The following is an 18,494-nucleotide window of genomic DNA, read 5'->3' as shown; positions in this document are numbered from 1 at the left end:
TTGAGTAATAAAAGGTCGTAATTTCAAGTAATTAAATTCATTATTAATGGAGGATTAATTTTAACGCATCTCTACCCATAACGCACTGATTAATAAGGAAAAGAATTTACATATTATTTTATCTCTCTTGGTTTATCGTTAACATTTCCCTAATATCTAGCATCAGTTTTCTCTATTTTTAAGGACTTCTGGTGGCTATAGACACTCAATCGTTACAAGCAGCTGCTTGCCTACCCCAAGTATTTTATGATGCAACAGCAGATGATGTATCTAATGTCAAAGGGTTCGAAGATATTGTTCCAGCGCTCCTAAATATCTCAACTCCACCGATTACTCCAGAGAGCTCAAATACCCGACAGCTGCAGACTGAACTAAAAATCCAACTTGTTAATGAAAATGACCGTGCTAAAAAGCTATCGGTTGTTTTTCGTGTTTTAAAAAAAGATACTGATCAATATCGATTGTTTTTTATTGGTAATGCCGATACTAAGCCGTCAGTAGAACGGCTAGCAGCCAGCGTTACTCAAGCCTTTAACCAATGGCAAACCCTAGCAGCAGCAAAAGCTCAGTTTAAGGCTCTCCCCAAGGAAAATCGAGGAGAGTTTAGCTTACTTTATGATGCAAACTCCAAAATGCTTATCGGCTTCTCACAGCTCCTAAAATTAATGAGCGATAATCCGGATTTAAAAGCCGTTAGCGTAACTATCTCAAACTCATTGGGTGAACGAGCAGAGCATTTGTTTTATCAAATTACAGAAAAAGAAAAAAATGTACTGACATTAGTCCCCTTTGCCTTTAAAGCTGGTAACTTACAAGAACAATCATATGCGGTTCACCAATTAATTCGTGGCAGTTTCGATGCCCTACAAAAAAAATTGCTGCAAACATCATTCAAGCAAAAAATGTATGACGATAAGCATAAGCTGAACGATAAATTTGAACTTTTAGCCTTTGTTTCCCATAAACTGGGGAAATGTTACTTTTATCAAGTTCCAACCTCTTCTTTGGCGCATGCTCCACAATTAAATTCGAGAAATTCAGAAGCCGAATTCCCCTATGAAATGACGTATGAACAAGCATTAGCCCATGCAAAAGAATATAAATCATTTGTGGCAAATAGAATACAAGTAGCAGCTGGAAACAATCTAAGCACCGTAGCTGATTTTGCTAAAGACGCTTTTATTTATTTGCGGAATGGCGGGGCAAGGCCAACGGTCGATTCTCGAAGAACAACACCCTCTAACATTGATTGTGAATTAGATAAATCACTCAATATTTCACAATTAAAGCATGTCATCATCTCCACTCATGTTCAGGTTGATGAAAACCAACTGGCAGATTATTTAAGTGAAGCTCATGCTGAGTTCTCAGCTTTTCCTGCTTATATCAAGCAGCAATTATTACTTATCCCCATAGCCCTTAAGCGAGACAGCTTAGATTCAAAACACGCTGTCTTTTGTATCATTTCGAAACAAGGCGCGATTCTAGTTGATTCACGTAAAACCTTCTCTTCTTATCCAGAGAACATCAGAGCGATGCGTACTGAATGGCAAAATGACCTCGATTGGGAACAATGCACTAAGTATGTGGCCTACTCCATCGAGAAGTTGGCCACCTATGCCGATGAATACCCTATAGATTGGAAAAGTATTAACCTAGACAAACAACAGTATTTATTGAAATTAATTGTCGATTGTCAAATCCTACAGCCAAGTGAGAAAAAGCTGGCTTCTATGTTTGAAGACGTGCCAATGAGCCTAGCTGAAAACGACGATGCTGAATTTGAAGAAGTTGAGGTTGAGCCTAACGCTGACAACCTCACTTAGCGCTTCCATTACGACTCACCAAATAAACCAACAATAGAACAGGGAACCCAATTAAACTTGAAGCAATATAGAAGTTCACATAGCCAAAAGCATCCACATAGGCCCCTGAAAACCCAGCAACAAACTTAGGGAACATCAGCATAATTGAAGACAATAGTGCATACTGAGTGGCACTGTAACCGCTACTGGTTAAGCTCGATAAATAAGCAATAAAGGCAGCCGTCGCCACTCCACCACTAAAGTTATCAATCGAAATGAATACGGTCAATAATGGTATGTTATAGCCAACTACAGCTTGAATGGCATACAACATATTGGTAATTGCCACCAACAAAGCACCAAAGAATAAAATCTTCATGGTGCCATAGCGCACCACCAATAAACCACCAGCAGCAGAACCCACCAGTGTCATGATCAAGCCATACACTTTGCTGATAGAAGCAATTTCGGTTTTGCTAAATCCCATATCCACATAAAACACATTCGCCATCACACCCATCACAATATCAGAAATGCGATAAGTGGAGATCAGTAATAAAATCAACAGAGCGTGTCTACCATAGCGTTGAAAGAAATCCACAAAAGGTACTATACAGGCCTGATAAAACCAAGCTAAGCCATCGGCTAATACTTTAGGATAACGCTGTCGGTATGCTTGTTTGATATTATTATCGGCTTGAACACGAGATTGAACATCCACTTCAGGCTCTTTGGCACAAAGAGTTACGATCATTCCGATGACCATTAGCCCAGCCATCACTTGATACGACGTTTGCCAAGCCTGCAGATGATAACCGTCACTAGGATCAACCCAAGCTGCTATGGTTAACGCCCCTGCCGTAGCAATAATCATGGCACTGCGATATCCCACTTGATATGCTGCTGCTAATGCCGCTTGCATTTTTTCTTCCGCCGATTCAATACGAAACGCATCTACGGCAATATCTTGAGTGGCCGAAGCGAACGCTACAAGTAACGCAAATAAGGCAAGGTGGTCTAAGTGGCTTAAAGGGTCGCTCATGGACATGCCTAATATCGCCACTACGAGTAGACTTTGCGCCAAAATCATCCAGCTTCTTCGCCGACCTAACAAAGAAGTCAGAATAGGTAGAGTTAATCTATCTACCAATGGCGACCACACCCACTTAAATCCATAGATTAAGGCGACCCAACTAAAATACCCAATTGCAGTTCGGTCTACCCCCGCTTCCCTAAGCCAAAAAGACAAGGTTGAAAATACCAGCATGAGAGGTAAGCCAGAAGAGAATCCGAGAAGTAATAAAATCAACACACGTTTATGGGCATAAACTGATAAAGCGTCTTTCAAACTCGAGACAAATGGCATAGTTAAAAATTATAGGCGGTAGTTACCATCAGGATAGCGGAGTCTGATAATGAGTTCCATTCCAATGACAACTCTATGACAAACAAATATCATCAAACCGTTCGCTTTGGTTATATTTAAGAAAATTAATCCAATTAAATCATAAACAAAGCTTAACCCCAACTACACAAACAAGGTAAGAGGAATTAAAATTTGTAATAATATTCATTCAAAAAAGAAATTAAATTATGTCATCAGCGGTTACTGAAACGAGCCATATTGGCTCCATGGCTTCTGAACACCAACAATTTTGTGATAAATTGGAAAGCTTCAGACCAGAGTTCTTGGAGCACCTATACACCTCTACTGCTGTGATAGCTAGACAGCTTTTTATATGTTTAGACATTGACGGAAAATCCCTACATGATGTCCTGAATGTTAGTAACGGCCAGACACCTGAGCAAAGAACGAATAAAGTCTTTAATGCTATCAGGCAAGCAGTGAATACCTCTGAGAGCCCACAGCCACTCTCCAACAAATTATCGACCTGCTCAAAAACGCTGGCCCAGCACCTCTTAATATTGCAAATAAAATGGAAAAGAGTTTACTGACGCAAACAAAAACACCTCTCCTGCAGCAAAGTTTAGGGTATTCGGTAGCAAAAACAGATAAAGATTCACAGGTTACAACCTTTCATCAAAGTGGCTCTGCAAGCATGTTTTAACAAAAAACTGCAACAGTTGCTGAAGTCACATCCACTATGGCAAACATAAAGGTCACTGAGCTGGCAAGAAACCATTAACCTACATTTTTTAAACGCCCCCTCTGAAATGGAATACGAGATTATCTTCTTCATAAATCATCAACGGTTATGTTTTGGTTTTCTAAATCAATTTGATACTACCAACTAAAGTACATGAAAAAACATTAATTTAACATCAACCACAAAAATAAACTTTGTACTTTAAAATCAACAAGATAAATATTATATTCACAAGGTTGATTTATGGCTCATGCAATTTCGGCGAATGGAATCCCCCCCCCTCTTGATCTCACCTTAGATAATTATCTCACCCTAGATAATCAGATTGTCTGTGATAAATTTGCTCAATTTAAAAATGAGATCACTACAGCATTTTCATACGAGGCACTTGGATTAACTTGGAGGTTAATCTCAGCAAATCTCGTTGATCATTCATTAGGTACAAAAATAATTTCACAAAACGGAGTATCTGGGTTAGAAAAAGTAGAAATTGTTTTTGACGCGCTTATGCAGCACTTAGCATTTTGCTATTCCCCTATTGAAAGTGTCAAAAAGATTGCTGCAACTATGGAAGAGACTAATCCCACAGGTTCGTATATCGCAATCCGCATGAGAACCGAATTTCAACTGCAACCTCCATCAACCAAACCTCTACCACCATCAAAAGCGGTTACCAAATTTCACACCCCCGAAAGCAGCCAATCATCTCAGGAAAGGGAACTCGCAACAAAGCTAGAAGCATTTTCTATTACGACAGAGACAACAGAAATAGCAACCTCCACTGAACTTGGCACTCAATCTATGAGAGAGTTAGAAGAAGCACTCAATAATGCTTCGCAATCACAAATCAAAACAGCTTGGCGAAAAAGTTTCGCCGAACTCCAATTACTCATAGCCGAAAACCCTATTCCTATTGCTGAGTCAATGTTGTCAGAAGAACTTATCTCGGAAAGTGATTTATCCGAGATCAAGACAAGAACAAATTGTGCAGATACCGAGCGAGCTAATACACTTTTAATGTTATTAAATACACTCATCAATCTAAGCTGTGTACCCAAAGATTATAAAATCAATGTTGTGATAAAACTGATATCGGCTTGCTTGCAACATAAAAAAACAGATAAAAAACCAGTTGAGTTGTTTTTATCTAAACTCAAATAAGTCATCAGTTAACACTCTGTAATAAAAAATCCCCGATATCTCACGATAACGGGGATTTTTGCTTTTGATAATTATTATCCAACTCGATGCAGTTGCGCTGAATCTGGTCTCGCACCCACAATATTGTATGGGACGGTACCATCACCAACTAAAAAATCACAACAATCACTAATTTGTTGACGTAAAACGTGATTTCCCCGGATTGCCCAGGCTGGCCATTTACTAAAACTGTGGAGTAAGTGCCAAAATACGGTCTCTGTGTCGGTTTGAGTATCACCAAGAACATCCAAGCGTTGCCACTCTTCTAAGGTGTCCCACAAATACAGTTGTACTTCATTATAATCAATCTGCTGACTAAGAAATGCTTTGCCGTAATGAGCAAGTTGGGGCGCTTTTTCATCGATGAAGTCTTGCGTCGTCATCGTTCGCCTCATAATTATTTTCTTATGTCCTCATTTTTATCTCCAAACTTCCCCGAAAACAAACATAGCGCTTTCAAATGATTTGGAGGTCAATGCTTTTTTGTAGCTTATCCAGTATAGGATCAACTTTTGGGTATTGTTTGTTTTTTTGAAAAAAAATCTTTATTCTCTTGGCAACAATTTAGCACTCTTAAGTATAATCGGCTCTACAGGGACATCAGGCCATTCTAATACAGTATTTGTCTCGGTTTTTACCTGTGACATTTTCATCAGTACTTCTTGCCCTTGAATCACTTCTCCAAACACCGCATACCCCCAACGTCGAGACGAAGGATCTAAGCGCTCATTATCGGCTACATTAAAGTAGAACTGACGAGTAGCGCTATGCGGTTCACTATCTCTTGCCATTGCAATGGTTCCAGTCATATTCGATAGACCATTTCCCGACTCATTAACAATCGGCTTCATTTCAGGCTTTTCCTGTAATTTAGGATCAAGACCACCACCTTGCACCACAAACTCCGGAATGATGCGGTGGAAAATCGTGTTGTCATACTCCCCTTTCACCACGTAAGTTAGAAAATTGTCGACGGTGATAGGAGCACGGTCTCGATCCAACTCTACGACAATTTTGCCCATCGTAGTGTTCATTTCTACTTTCGGAAATAAATTATTCGGTTGAATATCTACCGCCCACGAAGATGTACTCAAGCACAACAATGCGGCACAGAATAATTTTTTTATCATTTTATTTTCCTTATCCCGTCTTAGAATTAATAAACATGATCAATTTAGGATCGTTGATTAAATCTGAAGTCACTTGGTTAATCAGCTTATTCAGCGCTAATTCTAATTGGGAATAATCTAATTGCAGAGAACCATTCATGTTCCCTGTGACTTGATAACTATTGGTGTATGAATGTCGCCCTTTTTTGACTTGTAGGGATAACGACACTTTAGAGTCAACTTTATACTTAAAGGTCTCTTGTGTGACATTCGCCAACAATTCATCGATATAGATAGTGATAGCCGTTGAAGCATGAGGCGCTATCGCTGTACCACTATTTTTTAGAGTTTGGGTAAGAGCCTGCTCAATCAAAGTTGAGGGCGGTTCAGATGGTGCCACAAGACGATTCTCAGACTTACTGTCGTCTTGACGAACAATAAAATTCGCTTTTCGGCGATCAATGACCTGTAAGCTCACTATAGGTACTTCGATATTGGCTGAAGTAAATTGTGGTACCGTTGGCGATAACACAATTTGAGTAGGGGCTGTACTGGCGCACCCCGCTAATGTCGTTATTAACATAAACAGCAACGCACGCGTTTTCATACTATCTCCATTAATCAACTGGTTCTGATTGCTTCAATTTTTCTGTTATATATGTATTGGCATTAGCTAAACTGCCAAATGTGTTAATAAGATTACTTCTTCCCTTTTCACGAATTTGAGGCTCTTTTGACTCCACCATCATCCAAACCCAAGTTTTGATTAATGCTAACGGCAGTTTTTTAGCCTGTTGATCATTCGACATCTACTTCGTCCTATCCTACTACACAGGTATTTTTATTTTTAAGTGCTAGAGAGTAGCAAACCATCAATTTTAATCACAAGTCAAAATGCTAAATAATTGTGAAAAAAACTCAAAAGCTAAATTCCTTTAATTTACCGATAAAAAGCTTGAATTCTTAGACTTTGACCTTATATCAACTGTATAGACTTGCTCAACACTTTGAGCAAAACCAAAATGAGGAATTACTTGTGACTACTATCGTTTCTGTTCGTCGCAACAACAAAGTGGTCATTGCTGGAGATGGGCAAGTATCCCTAGGCAATACCGTAATGAAGGGCAATGCCCGCAAAGTTCGCCGTTTATATCACGAGAAAGTCCTCGCTGGATTTGCAGGCGGTACCGCTGATGCTTTCACTCTATTTGAACGCTTTGAAGCCAAGCTAGAAATGCACCAAGGCCATTTATTACGCTCAGCTGTAGAGCTTGCTAAAGACTGGCGTACCGACCGAATGCTTCGCAAACTTGAAGCCATGCTAGTGGTAGCTGATGGCGAAAGCTCATTAATCATTACGGGTAATGGTGATGTTGTACAGCCTGAACATGATCTCGTCGCGATTGGCTCTGGCGGTAATTTTGCCCAAGCGGCCGCATTAGCCTTACTTGAAAATACAGAACTTGATGCCAAAGAGATTGCTGAAAAAGCACTGACCATTGCCGGTGATATTTGTGTATTCACCAACCAGCATCACACCATCGAAGAATTAACTTATTAGTGGTAACTGACATGTCTCAAATGACTCCCCGTGAAATCGTACATGAACTTGACGGCCATATCATTGGTCAACAAAAGGCTAAACGTGCTGTTGCCATTGCCCTGCGTAATCGCTGGCGCCGCATGCAGCTAGATGCCGATCTTCGCCAAGAAATCACGCCAAAAAATATTTTGATGATTGGCCCAACTGGTGTTGGTAAAACCGAAATTGCCCGCCGTCTAGCGAAATTAGCTAACGCACCATTTATCAAGGTTGAAGCCACTAAGTTTACCGAAGTAGGCTATGTCGGTAAGGAAGTAGAGCAAATCATCCGTGATTTAACTGATTCCGCCATTAAGCTGACTCGTGAGCAGCAAATGCAACAAGTCCGTCACCGCGCTGAAGATGCGGCTGAAGAGCGTATTTTAGATGCACTACTGCCGCCAGTGAAAGACGATTGGGACGAAGACAACAATAAAAATTCATCGACTCGCCAAGTGTTCCGTAAAAAGCTACGCGAAGGCCAATTAGATGATAAAGAAATCGAAATTGATATTGCCGCGCCACAAGTAGGGGTTGAGATCATCTCGCCTCCAGGTATGGAAGACATGACCAACCAGCTTCAAGGTCTATTCCAAAACATGGGACAAACGCCTTCTAAGCGTAAAAAGCTCAAAATTAAAGATGCGTTTAAGCAAGTCATTGAAGAAGAAGCCGCTAAGCTGGTAAACCAAGATGACCTAAAAGAAAGCGCCATCGAACTGGTTGAGCAACATGGTATTGTATTCCTAGATGAAGTGGACAAGATTTGTAAGCGTGGCGAAAGTTCAGGCCCCGACGTTTCTCGTGAAGGGGTGCAACGTGACTTACTGCCATTGGTCGAAGGCTGCACGGTTAACACTAAACACGGCATGGTTAAAACCGATCACATTTTGTTTATTGCCTCTGGTGCATTCCAAATGTCGAAGCCATCGGATTTGATCCCAGAACTTCAAGGACGTTTGCCTATTCGTGTTGAGTTAGATGCTCTGTCAGCCAATGACTTTAAGCGCATTTTAACCGAACCAAATGCTTCATTGACCGAGCAATATATTGCCCTAATGTCGACAGAAGGCGTGAACATTGAGTTTGCAGAATCAGGTATTGAAGCTGTTGCTAATGCTGCTTGGCAAGTAAACGAGCGCACTGAAAACATCGGTGCTCGTCGTCTGCATACTGTGATGGAGCGCTTAATGGAAGAGCTTTCTTACAGCGCTTCTGATAAGTCTGGCGAAACATTCACTATTGATGCAAAGTACGTTAACGGCCATCTTGATAACTTAGTACAAGATGAAGACTTAAGTCGTTTCGTCCTTTAATCTTGTTTAAGGCTGAGCCATGGCTCAGCCTTTTGGTTGGCGCTATGGAAACAACACCAAAAGTCACACACCTTAAGCTCAAGCGTAAAAGCCGTTTATTGGAAATCGCCTTTGATGATGGCGAAATCTGCTCGTTAAGTTGCGAATTTCTAAGAGTCTATTCCCCCTCTGCCGAAGTCCATCAACACGGTAACCCAATACTCGTTACTCATAAGAAAGACGTCAACATCTCAGCCATCGAAACCGTCGGTCACTATGGTGTAAAGCTGATCTTTGATGATAGCCACGATACTGGAATCTATTCTTGGTCGCTTTTATATCAATTCACCCAAAACCACCAACAGCTCTGGCAAAGCTACTTGACTCGCCTAAAAGACAATCACGCCTCACGAGAAGCGCTTATCCCTATGGCCATCAAATACACGCCTTAACTCCCCAACCATTCAGCTCCGATTCAGTGGTTTAGGTTTTATATCTTTAGAGGGCGTTCCCAATTAAAGACTTTTAGATTTGTTACAGCCTAAAGTTGGCAAAATCAAGGAGCGAAGATTGAAGTTTAGTGAGCTAAATGAATGATGAGTAACGCAGAGTTTGCCAATTTTAGGCGTAACCCGTAGGGCTGCGTTTCTTTTTTGTTTAAACTGCGTTGTCAAATGTTCGTGTAGAAACGAAGTAACGACAGCTTTATATGTCGGTAATAACTACACTTCACATTTTCCGACTTGTTTAACCTAAAAAATTAACAGCAGCAAATCAAAAATCTAATTGGGAACGCCCTCTACTTCAGTGTCTTTAGAATTTGTTGTGCTATTGCACAACCGTTCTGATCTCACCAATACATTTTCATTTTCGAAATAAGGTGTAGTTTATGACTCGAACCATTAATAAAACCGTTCTCAGCATTCTTATCGGAGCCACTTTCTGTAGTAGTGCTTTTGCTGCTGATATTGTTGATGTTAATCAATTGTCTATCAGTGCAAGTAACAATCTTACTCAAGATTTGCAGCTAGATTCAAATTCTCAATATCAAGTTGCCAATACCGCATCGTTACCCAACAACCAAAAAAAATACCGCTTGCAGCAATATTATAATCAAGTACCGATCTACGGATATACTATTGCAGCCGCCAAAAACTCTGTCGGCAGTTATACCGATCTCCAAGGCTTGGCTGTCGTAAATATTAATCAAGACCAGAAATTTACTAAACCTAGCTTTTCATCCGATGAGGCCCTAAACAAAGCCATAGCCTTAAATGCCTCCAAGTCATTAAGCCAACATCAAATAACCAACAAAGAAGCCAAGTTGTGGGTGTACCTTGATGCCAAGCAACAACCTAAGCTTGTGTATATCACCTCTTATTTTGTTGATTCTCAAAATCCAAGCCGTCCTTATACCATTATGGACGCTCACTCTGGACAAATTATTGAACAATGGGATGGATTAACCACAGCTGAAATTGCAACCGGCTTTGGTGGAAATGAAAAAACAGGTCAGTATCAATACGGTCAAGATTTTCCGAAATTAGATGTCACTCAAAATGGTGATGACTGCACGATGGAAAATGCTAACGAACAAACCTTTGATTATAACAAATGGCATTGGTGGCAGTTCCATCATAAACCCATCAAATTTACCTGTCCTAATCACGATGAAAAAGAAGTCCATGGTGCCTATGGACCAGAAAATGATGCTCACTACTTTGGCGGTATTGTGTTTAAAATGTATGGTGATTGGCTTAATACTCGCCCCATCAAACAAACACTTCAGCTCCGAGTGCATTTTCAACATAATTTAGATAATGCCATGTGGGATGGTAAACGGATGAACTTTGGCGATGGCAGCACACTATTCTATCCATTAGTCTCTCTAGACGTAACCGCCCATGAGATCAGTCACGGCTTCACTCAACAACATTCTAATCTCGCTTATCAAGGACAATCGGGCGGCATGAACGAGGCTTTCTCTGATATGGCTGGTGAAGCAGCAAAATTTTATGCTTACAAAAAAAATGATTTTCAGGTTGGCACCAGCATAGTAAAAAATGAGAGAAAATTAGGTAAAGCACTGCGCTATATGGATGATCCAACCAAAGATGGACATTCAATTGGTAGTGCCAAAGATTATAATCCAACACTGAATGTTCATTTTTCTTCTGGCGTCTATAACAAAGCTTTTTATGAACTGGCGACGACTGATGGTTGGGACACACAAAAAGCCTTTGAAGCTTTTGCAACGGCCAACGAATTGTATTGGAACGCCAACAGTAACTTCAAAAAAGGAGCATGTGGCGTGGTAAAAGCAGCTCAAGATCTGAAATTACCTCAAGAGGATGTCATCAACGCCTTTTCACAAGTCGATATTAATAACCCTTGCCATTAACTGACTAAACAGACCATAACCCATTAAGTTATGGTCTCGTTTCTGCGACAATGGGGCGAACTTAGATCCATTTATGGGAACTCATTGTGAACCAAGATACAGCAACCATGCTTGCTAACCGTCGCTTTAAAGGTATGGTTGGCGAACCTCTTACCGAAAAACCACAAGATTTTAGTTCAGCTTGGGTATTACAGCAGCAAGTGGCACAAACCTATTGTCAATTAGCACAAACTCACATTGGCGGTTGGAAATGCGTGCTCCCTACCAAAAGCACGACAATGCTTGCCCCCTTATTTGAAAACACAGTTTATGATTTATCATCAAGCTGCTCACTTTTTGAAACTCCCAATGAGCCAATGGCCTTGGTTGAGCCTGAAATAGTGACGGTATTTGACCGTGATCTTCCTGTTAAAGATCAGGCGTATACCGAACAAGAAATCGATAACGCTATTGGAAGTACGCGATTAGCATTGGAGCTTATGCAAAGCCGTTATCAAAATCCTGACGAAGTCAGTTATTTTGAAGCTTTTTCTGATGGTTTACTCAATCAAGGAGTGTATTTAGGTCCAGAGGTAAACATCGATCTCAGTCTTGAAGCGATGTCGCAATTCCAACTATCCATCAAAACTCATGACGGTGACATAATACTGGATAAAGTCGTCACTCATCCCAACAATCATCCAAGAGTTGCCGTCTACTGGTTGGTGAATTTCTTACGAGAGCGTGAGATTGGAATAAAAGCCGGTATGAAGGTCATTACAGGCTCTTATGCTGGTATCGTAAAAGTTCCTTATGACGCTCCTGTCAATTTTACTTATGGAGAACTAGGGTCAATGACGGTAACTTTTACCAGAAAAGGTAATGGCTAATCCTCTTATACCAATCTGCACTCAAATGTGATCTACTCAGAGTGATGCTAGTGGTTCAAGTACAAACAAAATTTGTGCAGTCATAGCCACTCTATGGCAAAGAAATTTTGACAGTAAATGGGCCACTGGCACACTCCCGAAGGGCTGTGCTGAGCGATCACTATTGAATGCAGATTGGTATTATACAGGCGTATACACATGCTGGATAAAGTCGTAACGATAAATCACACCATTCCATTGATATACGACTTTACCATCTTGCTGAATGACTTTCGCATTCGCGGGTAAATGAGTTAACGCTGTAGTGGTTGCATAACTCGAAGTAACCGTTTGCGATTGCACGGCCGGAGCTGGTACTGGATCATGGACGATAACTGTTCGAGTTGGGTGATATGCTAATGGCACCACAATATGAATATGTGATCTTCCCCAATAAGGTCTGTGCCACCAAGGGCGAGGCCAAGGCCGATATACTCTAGGGCGCACAATCACTGGGTATGGATACCAATGACGGTGGTGAAAATGATCATGATGAAAATGATGTACAGGAATAATTTTCTGCGCATGGTGGTGAGAATAAAACGCCGCACTGACTTTAACATGATGATCACGAACGCTAATTTTTGCATGTTCTCCATGCGCGTGCGCCATAAAGGGTAAACTCGCCATTAACAACACAGCAAATATTGATTTACACATAAGTTTTTCCTCTTATGCATCAAAGACTAACAATGGTGTTATATGGCTTAAAGCGCAAATCACAACTGCTAGCTTGATAAGTAAATGGTATTACTATTTCGACAACTATTTTGAGTAATTGTCCCATTAAACTTGGTTAATCCATTAGCTAGAGGCCGTATATGGCCTCTAATAGAATTTGATGTGACGCACAAAAGCGAAAAATGCTATAGTTCGCAGCAGATTTTATCTGTTTGGTGTTTGGGTTTATGAGTTTTAAGGACTTACGACAATTCATTGATCACTTAGAAGCAAATGGCGAACTTAAACGCATTGCTCATCCTGTCGATCCACATTTGGAAATGACGGAAATTGCCGATCGCGTATTGCGTTCAGGCGGACCAGCGTTGCTGTTTGAAAATCCCGTTGGTAAAACCATGCCAGTGCTGGTCAATTTATTTGGCACGCCAAGACGCGTTGCTATAGCTTTGGGGAAAAATGATCCAATGGAATTACGCCAAGTGGGCGAGTTACTGGCTTTTTTAAAAGAGCCAGAACCCCCAGCGGGTTTCAAGGATGCCTTGAGCAAGTTACCTAAATTTTCTCAAGCGCTGAAAATGCCCACTAAGCAACTTAAATCAGGGAAATGTCAGCAAGTCGTAATTACGGGTAATGATGTCGACTTGACTCAACTTCCTATCCAGCATTGCTGGCCGGGTGATGTTGCTCCACTGGTCACTTGGGGTCTCACCATCACTCAAGGCCCAAACCAAAAACGCCAAAATTTGGGTATTTATCGTCAGCAATTGCTAAGCAAAAATAAGTTGATCATGCGCTGGCTTGATCATCGTGGTGGCGCATTAGACTTTAAAGACTTTAAAGAAAAGCATCCGGGCGAAAAATACCCTGTAGTGGTAGCATTAGGTAGCGATCCAGGTACGATATTGGGCGCAGTAACCCCAGTACCAGACACCATGAGTGAATACGCTTTTGCAGGCTTATTGCGTGGCGAACGAACTGAAGTATGTAAAGCATTAAGTTGTGACTTAGAGGTCCCTGCCACCAGCGAAATCATTCTTGAGGGCTATATTGATCCAGAAGAAATGGCTGAAGAAGGTCCATACGGTGATCACACTGGTTACTACAATGAAACTGAGTTTTTCCCAGTCTTTACTGTAACCCACATTACTCACCGTGAAGATGCCATTTACCACAGTACCTATACAGGCAGACCACCCGATGAACCCGCCATGTTGGGTGTGGCACTCAATGAAGTGTTTGTGCCTATTTTGAAAAAGCAGTATCCAGAAATTGTGGATTTTTATCTTCCGCCAGAGGGCTGCTCGTATCGAATGGCGGTTATTTCGATTAAGAAACAATATCCGGGACACGCCAAGCGCGTGATGATGGGTGCTTGGTCTTTTTTACGCCAATTTATGTACACCAAGTTCATCATTGTTGTTGATGATGATGTCAATTGCCGAGATTGGAATGACGTGATTTGGGCGATCACCACTCGAATGGATCCAAGCCGTGATACCACCATGGTAGATAATACACCCATTGATTATTTGGATTTTGCCTCCCCTGTTGCAGGCTTAGGCTCAAAAATGGGAATGGATGCCACCAATAAGTGGGAAGGAGAAACCACCCGCGAATGGGGCACTCCTATTGTCATGGACAATGACGTAAAACAGAAAGTAGACGAAATGTGGGAGCAACTTGGGCTCTGATACCAGTGATCACTAATAAATTTTGATAGTTACATTTCAAATAACAAAAACAAAAAGGAACAATGAAGCGCCGTATGAACACCCTATCTTGTCAGGTAACCCGTATTACCCCATTTAACGACTCTGTGTATCAAGTCGTGTTAACACCAAGTCAGCCTTTTGAGTTTAAGGCGGGGCAATACCTTTCTATCATTATGGGCGAAAAAGATAAGCGCCCATTCTCGATTGCTTCTGCTCCACACCAAACCGAAATCGAATTACATATTGGCGCGGCAGTAGCTGAAAGTTACCCAATGCAAGTAATTGAACGTTTACAATCGTGTTTAGCCAATCAAGAAACCATTGGTATTGAAGCACCTGCTGGTAATGCGTTTTTACGCTCAGAGCATACAAGACCACGCTTATTGATTGCTGGCGGTACAGGATTTTCGTACATAAAAAGCATGATTGAACAGCAAATCGAAGAGCGTAATGACACGCCGGTAACTTTTTATTGGGGGTGTCGAACCACTGAGGCCATGTATTACCACTCCATCGCCCAAGATTGGCAACAAACCTACCCATGGCTAACCTTTATTCCTGTTGTAGAAGAAGCCGATGAGCATTGGCAAGGTAAACAAGCCAACCTACTTGAACAAATTAAAACGGATTATACCGATGTGTCTGACTTCGACATCTATATTGCGGGACGTTTTGATATGGCGGCCGCGGCACGTGATATGCTTAGAAGCTTAAATGTGAATGAAAAGCATCTTTACGGTGATGCTTACATGTTTTTAAAGGGTTAAGAATAGGGGCGATTTCGCCCCTTACTATAAATTATCATCAATTAGTCGATGACAGGTCCTTCTGTAAAACTAACCCCTGACAATAGTCTCGACATAGGCACTTCTGTTAAATATGGTCTTTTATAAGTTGTACTCAAACTTGTGTGCCGTGTAATTTTATTTCTTAACTTACGTTTTTGCTCTGAACCATCAAATTTATCACCCAACAGATGTTGCTGGTGTCTCCATTGTAATCGCGCGGTTTGCGTAACCTCCACCCCTAATGAGTCATAATTTTCAAACTGCTTCATAGACAAACATTTAGCCACCATAGTATAGCTTTCACCAACGATACAAATTTGAAAAGAATTACGCTTTGCATCCTCACCATTATTTTCTGGGCTATTTTCTCTTTTTTCATTAAGATGCTCCAAAACTATCTTGGCTACTTTATCTGCATCAGCATCTTCGGCCTGACTTTCCTCTAGATCTTTAGTGGCCTGATAAACATCTAGTCGATTAAACCCAGAATTTCCCTTCTCAATTCCTTTACTTGTAAGCAGGGCTCGTATCCCTTCACGAATGTTTTCTATTTTATTTTCATTGGGGTCTGTAGCGACAATAATAACTTCATCACCATGCTTTCGAACGTTTGCAATAAACTCTTCTGCTCCCTGCACTAATACAATTTCGGTATCCCCAAATATTGAGTGTGTTGGGGTAAGTATTACGTCTTTACTCAACATCACCCATAACCGTTCTATTCCTCCTACATTTGGGTTTTCAATGTATAAATCTTTATAAAGTGTATCTAGATCAGAAACACTCAGCATAGTTAATTGCTCTTTTTCCTTCCTTCTTTCTACCGTAATAGATGTTGAAGCAGTAGTTTGACTTAGATTACGAGTGACAGATGAAGGAGCTGTGGTTAATTGTTTATCATCGGATAGCTCAGCATCTGGATCAAAGACATTGACTCGTGCTTTATGCCCTGACGCTCTTTCTTGTTCTACCGCATTATCATTCACACTTATTTTTCCAGCCTTATGCTTAGCTTTTATCACTGTCGCAGCAGGAGGAAGTTGAAACTTTTTATTACCTTTCGTCTGTTCAGGCTTCGCTTCTGGAGGGATATGATTTTGTTTTTTAATCTCATCTGGTAACAGCATACTTATATGCCCATCACTGGTAACATCAATTACCTTTACAGGCATTTGAGATACACAGACCTGCACTTCACTTTTAGTAGGTTTATTTGAATCAACCTCGAGCAGTACAGGAGCACTTTGAGGTCTGTTAATTTCTTCTTGAGGTAATAAAGTTCGTTGTGGTTCTGTCGATTTGGATCTGACTTTGTCTATTGAATTTTTTACCTTATTGCCGTCATGTTGTTGACCTAATTCTGATAATGGCACAGGTGAACTCGAAGGCACTGGAGAATTTGCAAATGGTCCCCAAGTCCAAGGAGATGACGACCGTGAAGCCTCTGGCGAAGTCGAATGGCTTTTAGGAGGAGATATAGGTGACCTTGATGCTGTTGCACTTCGTGTTTTTTTCTTTTTTTTCTTTGTTCGCTCTGCTTTTGGCTGTTTTTTAATTGAAGCTATAGTCGGTTTTTTATCAGAATCTCCCTTACCTGCTGAATCGCCTTGTTGATTATCCTCGGCTGTTAATAACTTCGCTATTTTTTCAGTTGCAGCAATACTCAAATCCGCTTGCTCATCTTGGCTATCTTGCGCAGTGGTTTCACTGGGTTGTGTTGGCAATACTGGCTTATTCTTTTCATGTTCCTTTTCTAGATTCGTATTTGGAGAACATCTAGTTTCGCCACTCTCATGACCGTCTTGAGGCAGCGATGGTGTCTCTCTAGAAGAGCCTGAATCACGACTATTATTAGAAGTTTCATCTGGTAAAGCGTGTGCAGGTGTACTCGGATTAACAAGCCCCTTTAACAACAAATAATAGTCCGACGCCACCAATGATGCTCTATTACTTAAAACTGAAACGCTCCGCTTTATTAGCGCAAATTCATCTGAGGTCAAATCATTTTTTTTGCGTACCTTACATCCTTGGAGTTTTCTCTGGCTAAGTTGTAGACTATTTTCTGGTAAAAGCGCTTCTTTTCTCATCATTAACAAATCGAACGACAACTTTTTACTTATACACTTTCCTTTTACTGCGTTTTTATAGACATCTGTCAACGAATTAGCATAGGCAATATGTTCACTTTCACCGCCTATTGCCTCAAACTTTAGTAATCCGCTCTTATCTGCCAATCTAACCAAAAACGCTATGGGTTCAATACTCGTTTTCTCTACCTCGGCCTGAGTACAAATACATATCGAGATTTCTACTGATAGACTAGTATCCTTTTTTTCAAACAAAGGCTTTGCCAGTTCCCTTAGACGCGCCACATCCTCAAGAGATAAGGGTAAAACTTGGCTCCTGACCCAATAGAGAGTAATAACGTCCGGGGAAACTCTAGCTGTATTGCTGACCTGATAAACATCGGTCAACTGCTTGGCATACCAAGCTGCTTTAGGTTCGAAATGCCCACTTGGATTGATATATTCAAAAATGAGTGTGTCGTGTTTAGAGGTAACTGTAAATGTATAGATTTTACCTAGTCCAGCTTCAGCATCACCATCAACATCAATGATTAACTTAACAATCCCTTTTTGAGCTTCAAATTTCAACTGGTCACACAATTCGGGCGATAAAGGGTAAAAGTCACTATTATGACGAACTACTCGAGCCAATGGTGTACTGTCTGAAGCCATACGCCCCTCTCTAAATTAATGCTACTGCTCTAACGGTTTACTTCATTAATAACTATAGCTATATAACATCTGCTAGAAGTTAAATTATGTGATCTAAACGTTAATATTGATTCATTATGTTTTTCCATGACTTTAAAGTGACTCTTGGAGATAATAGCTTTCTGACA

Annotated in this window: 17 protein-coding genes; 10 read left to right on the top strand and 7 right to left on the bottom strand. The window is 40.8% G+C overall.

Features of this window, described 5'->3' with window-relative positions; genetic code table 11:
* Positions 1 to 191: 191 nt before the first annotated feature.
* A complete protein-coding gene (locus D5018_RS06710) occupies positions 192 to 1,826 on the top strand; it encodes a hypothetical protein (protein ID WP_121838239.1) in 1,635 nt (544 codons plus the stop codon).
* On the opposite strand, the gene D5018_RS06705 is transcribed toward D5018_RS06710, so the two are convergent.
* The gene (locus D5018_RS06705) at positions 1,819 to 3,171 is read right to left on the bottom strand and encodes an AmpG family muropeptide MFS transporter (protein WP_121838238.1); all 1,353 of its coding nucleotides are present in this window, start codon (positions 3,169 to 3,171) and stop codon (positions 1,819 to 1,821) included. The genes D5018_RS06710 and D5018_RS06705 overlap by 8 nt on opposite strands.
* Before the next feature lie 227 nt (positions 3,172 to 3,398).
* On the opposite strand from D5018_RS06705, the gene D5018_RS06700 reads away from it, so the two are divergent.
* Positions 3,399 to 3,761 carry a hypothetical protein gene (locus D5018_RS06700; protein WP_121838237.1) on the top strand — a complete coding sequence of 121 codons (363 nt, stop codon included), beginning with the start codon at positions 3,399 to 3,401 and terminating at the stop codon, positions 3,759 to 3,761.
* 395 nt (positions 3,762 to 4,156) lie between these two features.
* The gene (locus D5018_RS06695; RefSeq protein ID WP_121838236.1) at positions 4,157 to 5,074 is read left to right on the top strand and encodes a hypothetical protein; all 918 of its coding nucleotides are present in this window, start codon (positions 4,157 to 4,159) and stop codon (positions 5,072 to 5,074) included.
* 74 nt (positions 5,075 to 5,148) lie between these two features.
* On the opposite strand, the gene D5018_RS06690 is transcribed toward D5018_RS06695, so the two are convergent.
* The 4 genes from D5018_RS06690 to D5018_RS06675 all read right to left on the bottom strand — a co-directional run bounded on the left by D5018_RS06690 (position 5,149) and on the right by D5018_RS06675 (position 7,031).
* Positions 5,149 to 5,496 (bottom strand): hypothetical protein, encoded by a 348-nt coding sequence (locus tag D5018_RS06690; protein WP_121838235.1) that lies wholly within the window; start codon positions 5,494 to 5,496, stop codon positions 5,149 to 5,151.
* A gap of 162 nt (positions 5,497 to 5,658) precedes the next feature.
* Positions 5,659 to 6,243, bottom strand: coding sequence for a peptidylprolyl isomerase (locus D5018_RS06685; protein WP_121838234.1), 585 nt, complete (start codon positions 6,241 to 6,243; stop codon positions 5,659 to 5,661).
* A 10-nt stretch (positions 6,244 to 6,253) separates the two neighbouring features.
* Positions 6,254 to 6,829, bottom strand: coding sequence for a YajG family lipoprotein (locus tag D5018_RS06680; protein WP_121838233.1), 576 nt, complete (start codon positions 6,827 to 6,829; stop codon positions 6,254 to 6,256).
* A gap of 10 nt (positions 6,830 to 6,839) precedes the next feature.
* Complete coding sequence (locus D5018_RS06675; protein ID WP_121838232.1) at positions 6,840 to 7,031, bottom strand: hypothetical protein; 192 nt, start codon at positions 7,029 to 7,031, stop codon at positions 6,840 to 6,842.
* A 227-nt stretch (positions 7,032 to 7,258) separates the two neighbouring features.
* On the opposite strand from D5018_RS06675, the gene hslV reads away from it, so the two are divergent.
* From hslV to D5018_RS06650, 5 genes are all read left to right on the top strand, one after another.
* On the top strand, positions 7,259 to 7,783 hold the full coding sequence (hslV, locus tag D5018_RS06670) for an ATP-dependent protease subunit HslV (protein ID WP_121838271.1): 525 nt from the start codon (positions 7,259 to 7,261) through the stop codon (positions 7,781 to 7,783).
* A gap of 11 nt (positions 7,784 to 7,794) precedes the next feature.
* Positions 7,795 to 9,120 (top strand): HslU--HslV peptidase ATPase subunit, encoded by a 1,326-nt coding sequence (gene hslU / locus D5018_RS06665; RefSeq protein WP_121838231.1) that lies wholly within the window; start codon positions 7,795 to 7,797, stop codon positions 9,118 to 9,120.
* A gap of 44 nt (positions 9,121 to 9,164) precedes the next feature.
* Positions 9,165 to 9,551, top strand: coding sequence for a gamma-butyrobetaine hydroxylase family protein (locus tag D5018_RS06660; protein WP_121838230.1), 387 nt, complete (start codon positions 9,165 to 9,167; stop codon positions 9,549 to 9,551).
* Between the two features lie 437 nt (positions 9,552 to 9,988).
* Positions 9,989 to 11,500, top strand: coding sequence for a M4 family metallopeptidase (locus tag D5018_RS06655; protein ID WP_121838229.1), 1,512 nt, complete (start codon positions 9,989 to 9,991; stop codon positions 11,498 to 11,500).
* An 86-nt stretch (positions 11,501 to 11,586) separates the two neighbouring features.
* Positions 11,587 to 12,369, top strand: a complete 783-nt coding sequence (locus D5018_RS06650) for a hydratase (RefSeq protein WP_121838228.1) — start codon at positions 11,587 to 11,589, stop codon at positions 12,367 to 12,369.
* 180 nt (positions 12,370 to 12,549) lie between these two features.
* On the opposite strand, the gene D5018_RS06645 is transcribed toward D5018_RS06650, so the two are convergent.
* Positions 12,550 to 13,068: a hypothetical protein gene (locus D5018_RS06645; protein WP_121838227.1), complete on the bottom strand. Its 519-nt coding sequence runs from the start codon at positions 13,066 to 13,068 to the stop codon at positions 12,550 to 12,552.
* Positions 13,069 to 13,316: 248 nt separating this feature from the next.
* On the opposite strand from D5018_RS06645, the gene ubiD reads away from it, so the two are divergent.
* Together ubiD and fre are read left to right on the top strand one after the other, a co-directional pair.
* A complete protein-coding gene (ubiD, locus tag D5018_RS06640; RefSeq protein WP_121838226.1) occupies positions 13,317 to 14,780 on the top strand; it encodes a 4-hydroxy-3-polyprenylbenzoate decarboxylase in 1,464 nt (487 codons plus the stop codon).
* A 74-nt stretch (positions 14,781 to 14,854) separates the two neighbouring features.
* The gene (gene fre / locus D5018_RS06635; RefSeq protein ID WP_121838270.1) at positions 14,855 to 15,568 is read left to right on the top strand and encodes an NAD(P)H-flavin reductase; all 714 of its coding nucleotides are present in this window, start codon (positions 14,855 to 14,857) and stop codon (positions 15,566 to 15,568) included.
* 41 nt (positions 15,569 to 15,609) lie between these two features.
* Here fre and D5018_RS06630 read toward each other — a convergent pair whose 3' ends face one another.
* Positions 15,610 to 18,327 carry a hypothetical protein gene (locus D5018_RS06630; RefSeq protein WP_121838225.1) on the bottom strand — a complete coding sequence of 906 codons (2,718 nt, stop codon included), beginning with the start codon at positions 18,325 to 18,327 and terminating at the stop codon, positions 15,610 to 15,612.
* Positions 18,328 to 18,494: the final 167 nt, after the last annotated feature.

Origin of the sequence: Parashewanella curva, from assembly GCF_003675895.1 — a bacterium.
GTDB lineage: Bacteria > Pseudomonadota > Gammaproteobacteria > Enterobacterales > Shewanellaceae > Parashewanella > Parashewanella curva.
This window is presented reverse-complemented; position numbering and strand designations above follow the sequence as displayed.

Excerpts from the sequence above, each read along its gene's own strand:
- fre (WP_121838270.1), top strand. The coding sequence starts at position 14,855 with ATGAACACCCTATCTTGTCAGGTAACCCGTATTACCCCATTTAACGAC.
- D5018_RS06655 (WP_121838229.1), top strand. The coding sequence starts at position 9,989 with ATGACTCGAACCATTAATAAAACCGTTCTCAGCATTCTTATCGGAGCC.
- D5018_RS06705 (WP_121838238.1), bottom strand. The coding sequence starts at position 3,171 with ATGCCATTTGTCTCGAGTTTGAAAGACGCTTTATCAGTTTATGCCCAT.
- D5018_RS06660 (WP_121838230.1), top strand. The coding sequence starts at position 9,165 with ATGGAAACAACACCAAAAGTCACACACCTTAAGCTCAAGCGTAAAAGC.
- D5018_RS06695 (WP_121838236.1), top strand. The coding sequence starts at position 4,157 with ATGGCTCATGCAATTTCGGCGAATGGAATCCCCCCCCCTCTTGATCTC.
- D5018_RS06645 (WP_121838227.1), bottom strand. The coding sequence starts at position 13,068 with ATGTGTAAATCAATATTTGCTGTGTTGTTAATGGCGAGTTTACCCTTT.
- hslU (WP_121838231.1), top strand. The coding sequence starts at position 7,795 with ATGTCTCAAATGACTCCCCGTGAAATCGTACATGAACTTGACGGCCAT.
- D5018_RS06700 (WP_121838237.1), top strand. The coding sequence starts at position 3,399 with ATGTCATCAGCGGTTACTGAAACGAGCCATATTGGCTCCATGGCTTCT.
- D5018_RS06675 (WP_121838232.1), bottom strand. The coding sequence starts at position 7,031 with ATGTCGAATGATCAACAGGCTAAAAAACTGCCGTTAGCATTAATCAAA.
- D5018_RS06680 (WP_121838233.1), bottom strand. The coding sequence starts at position 6,829 with ATGAAAACGCGTGCGTTGCTGTTTATGTTAATAACGACATTAGCGGGG.
- D5018_RS06690 (WP_121838235.1), bottom strand. The coding sequence starts at position 5,496 with ATGACGACGCAAGACTTCATCGATGAAAAAGCGCCCCAACTTGCTCAT.
- ubiD (WP_121838226.1), top strand. The coding sequence starts at position 13,317 with ATGAGTTTTAAGGACTTACGACAATTCATTGATCACTTAGAAGCAAAT.
- D5018_RS06685 (WP_121838234.1), bottom strand. The coding sequence starts at position 6,243 with ATGATAAAAAAATTATTCTGTGCCGCATTGTTGTGCTTGAGTACATCT.
- D5018_RS06630 (WP_121838225.1), bottom strand. The coding sequence starts at position 18,327 with ATGGCTTCAGACAGTACACCATTGGCTCGAGTAGTTCGTCATAATAGT.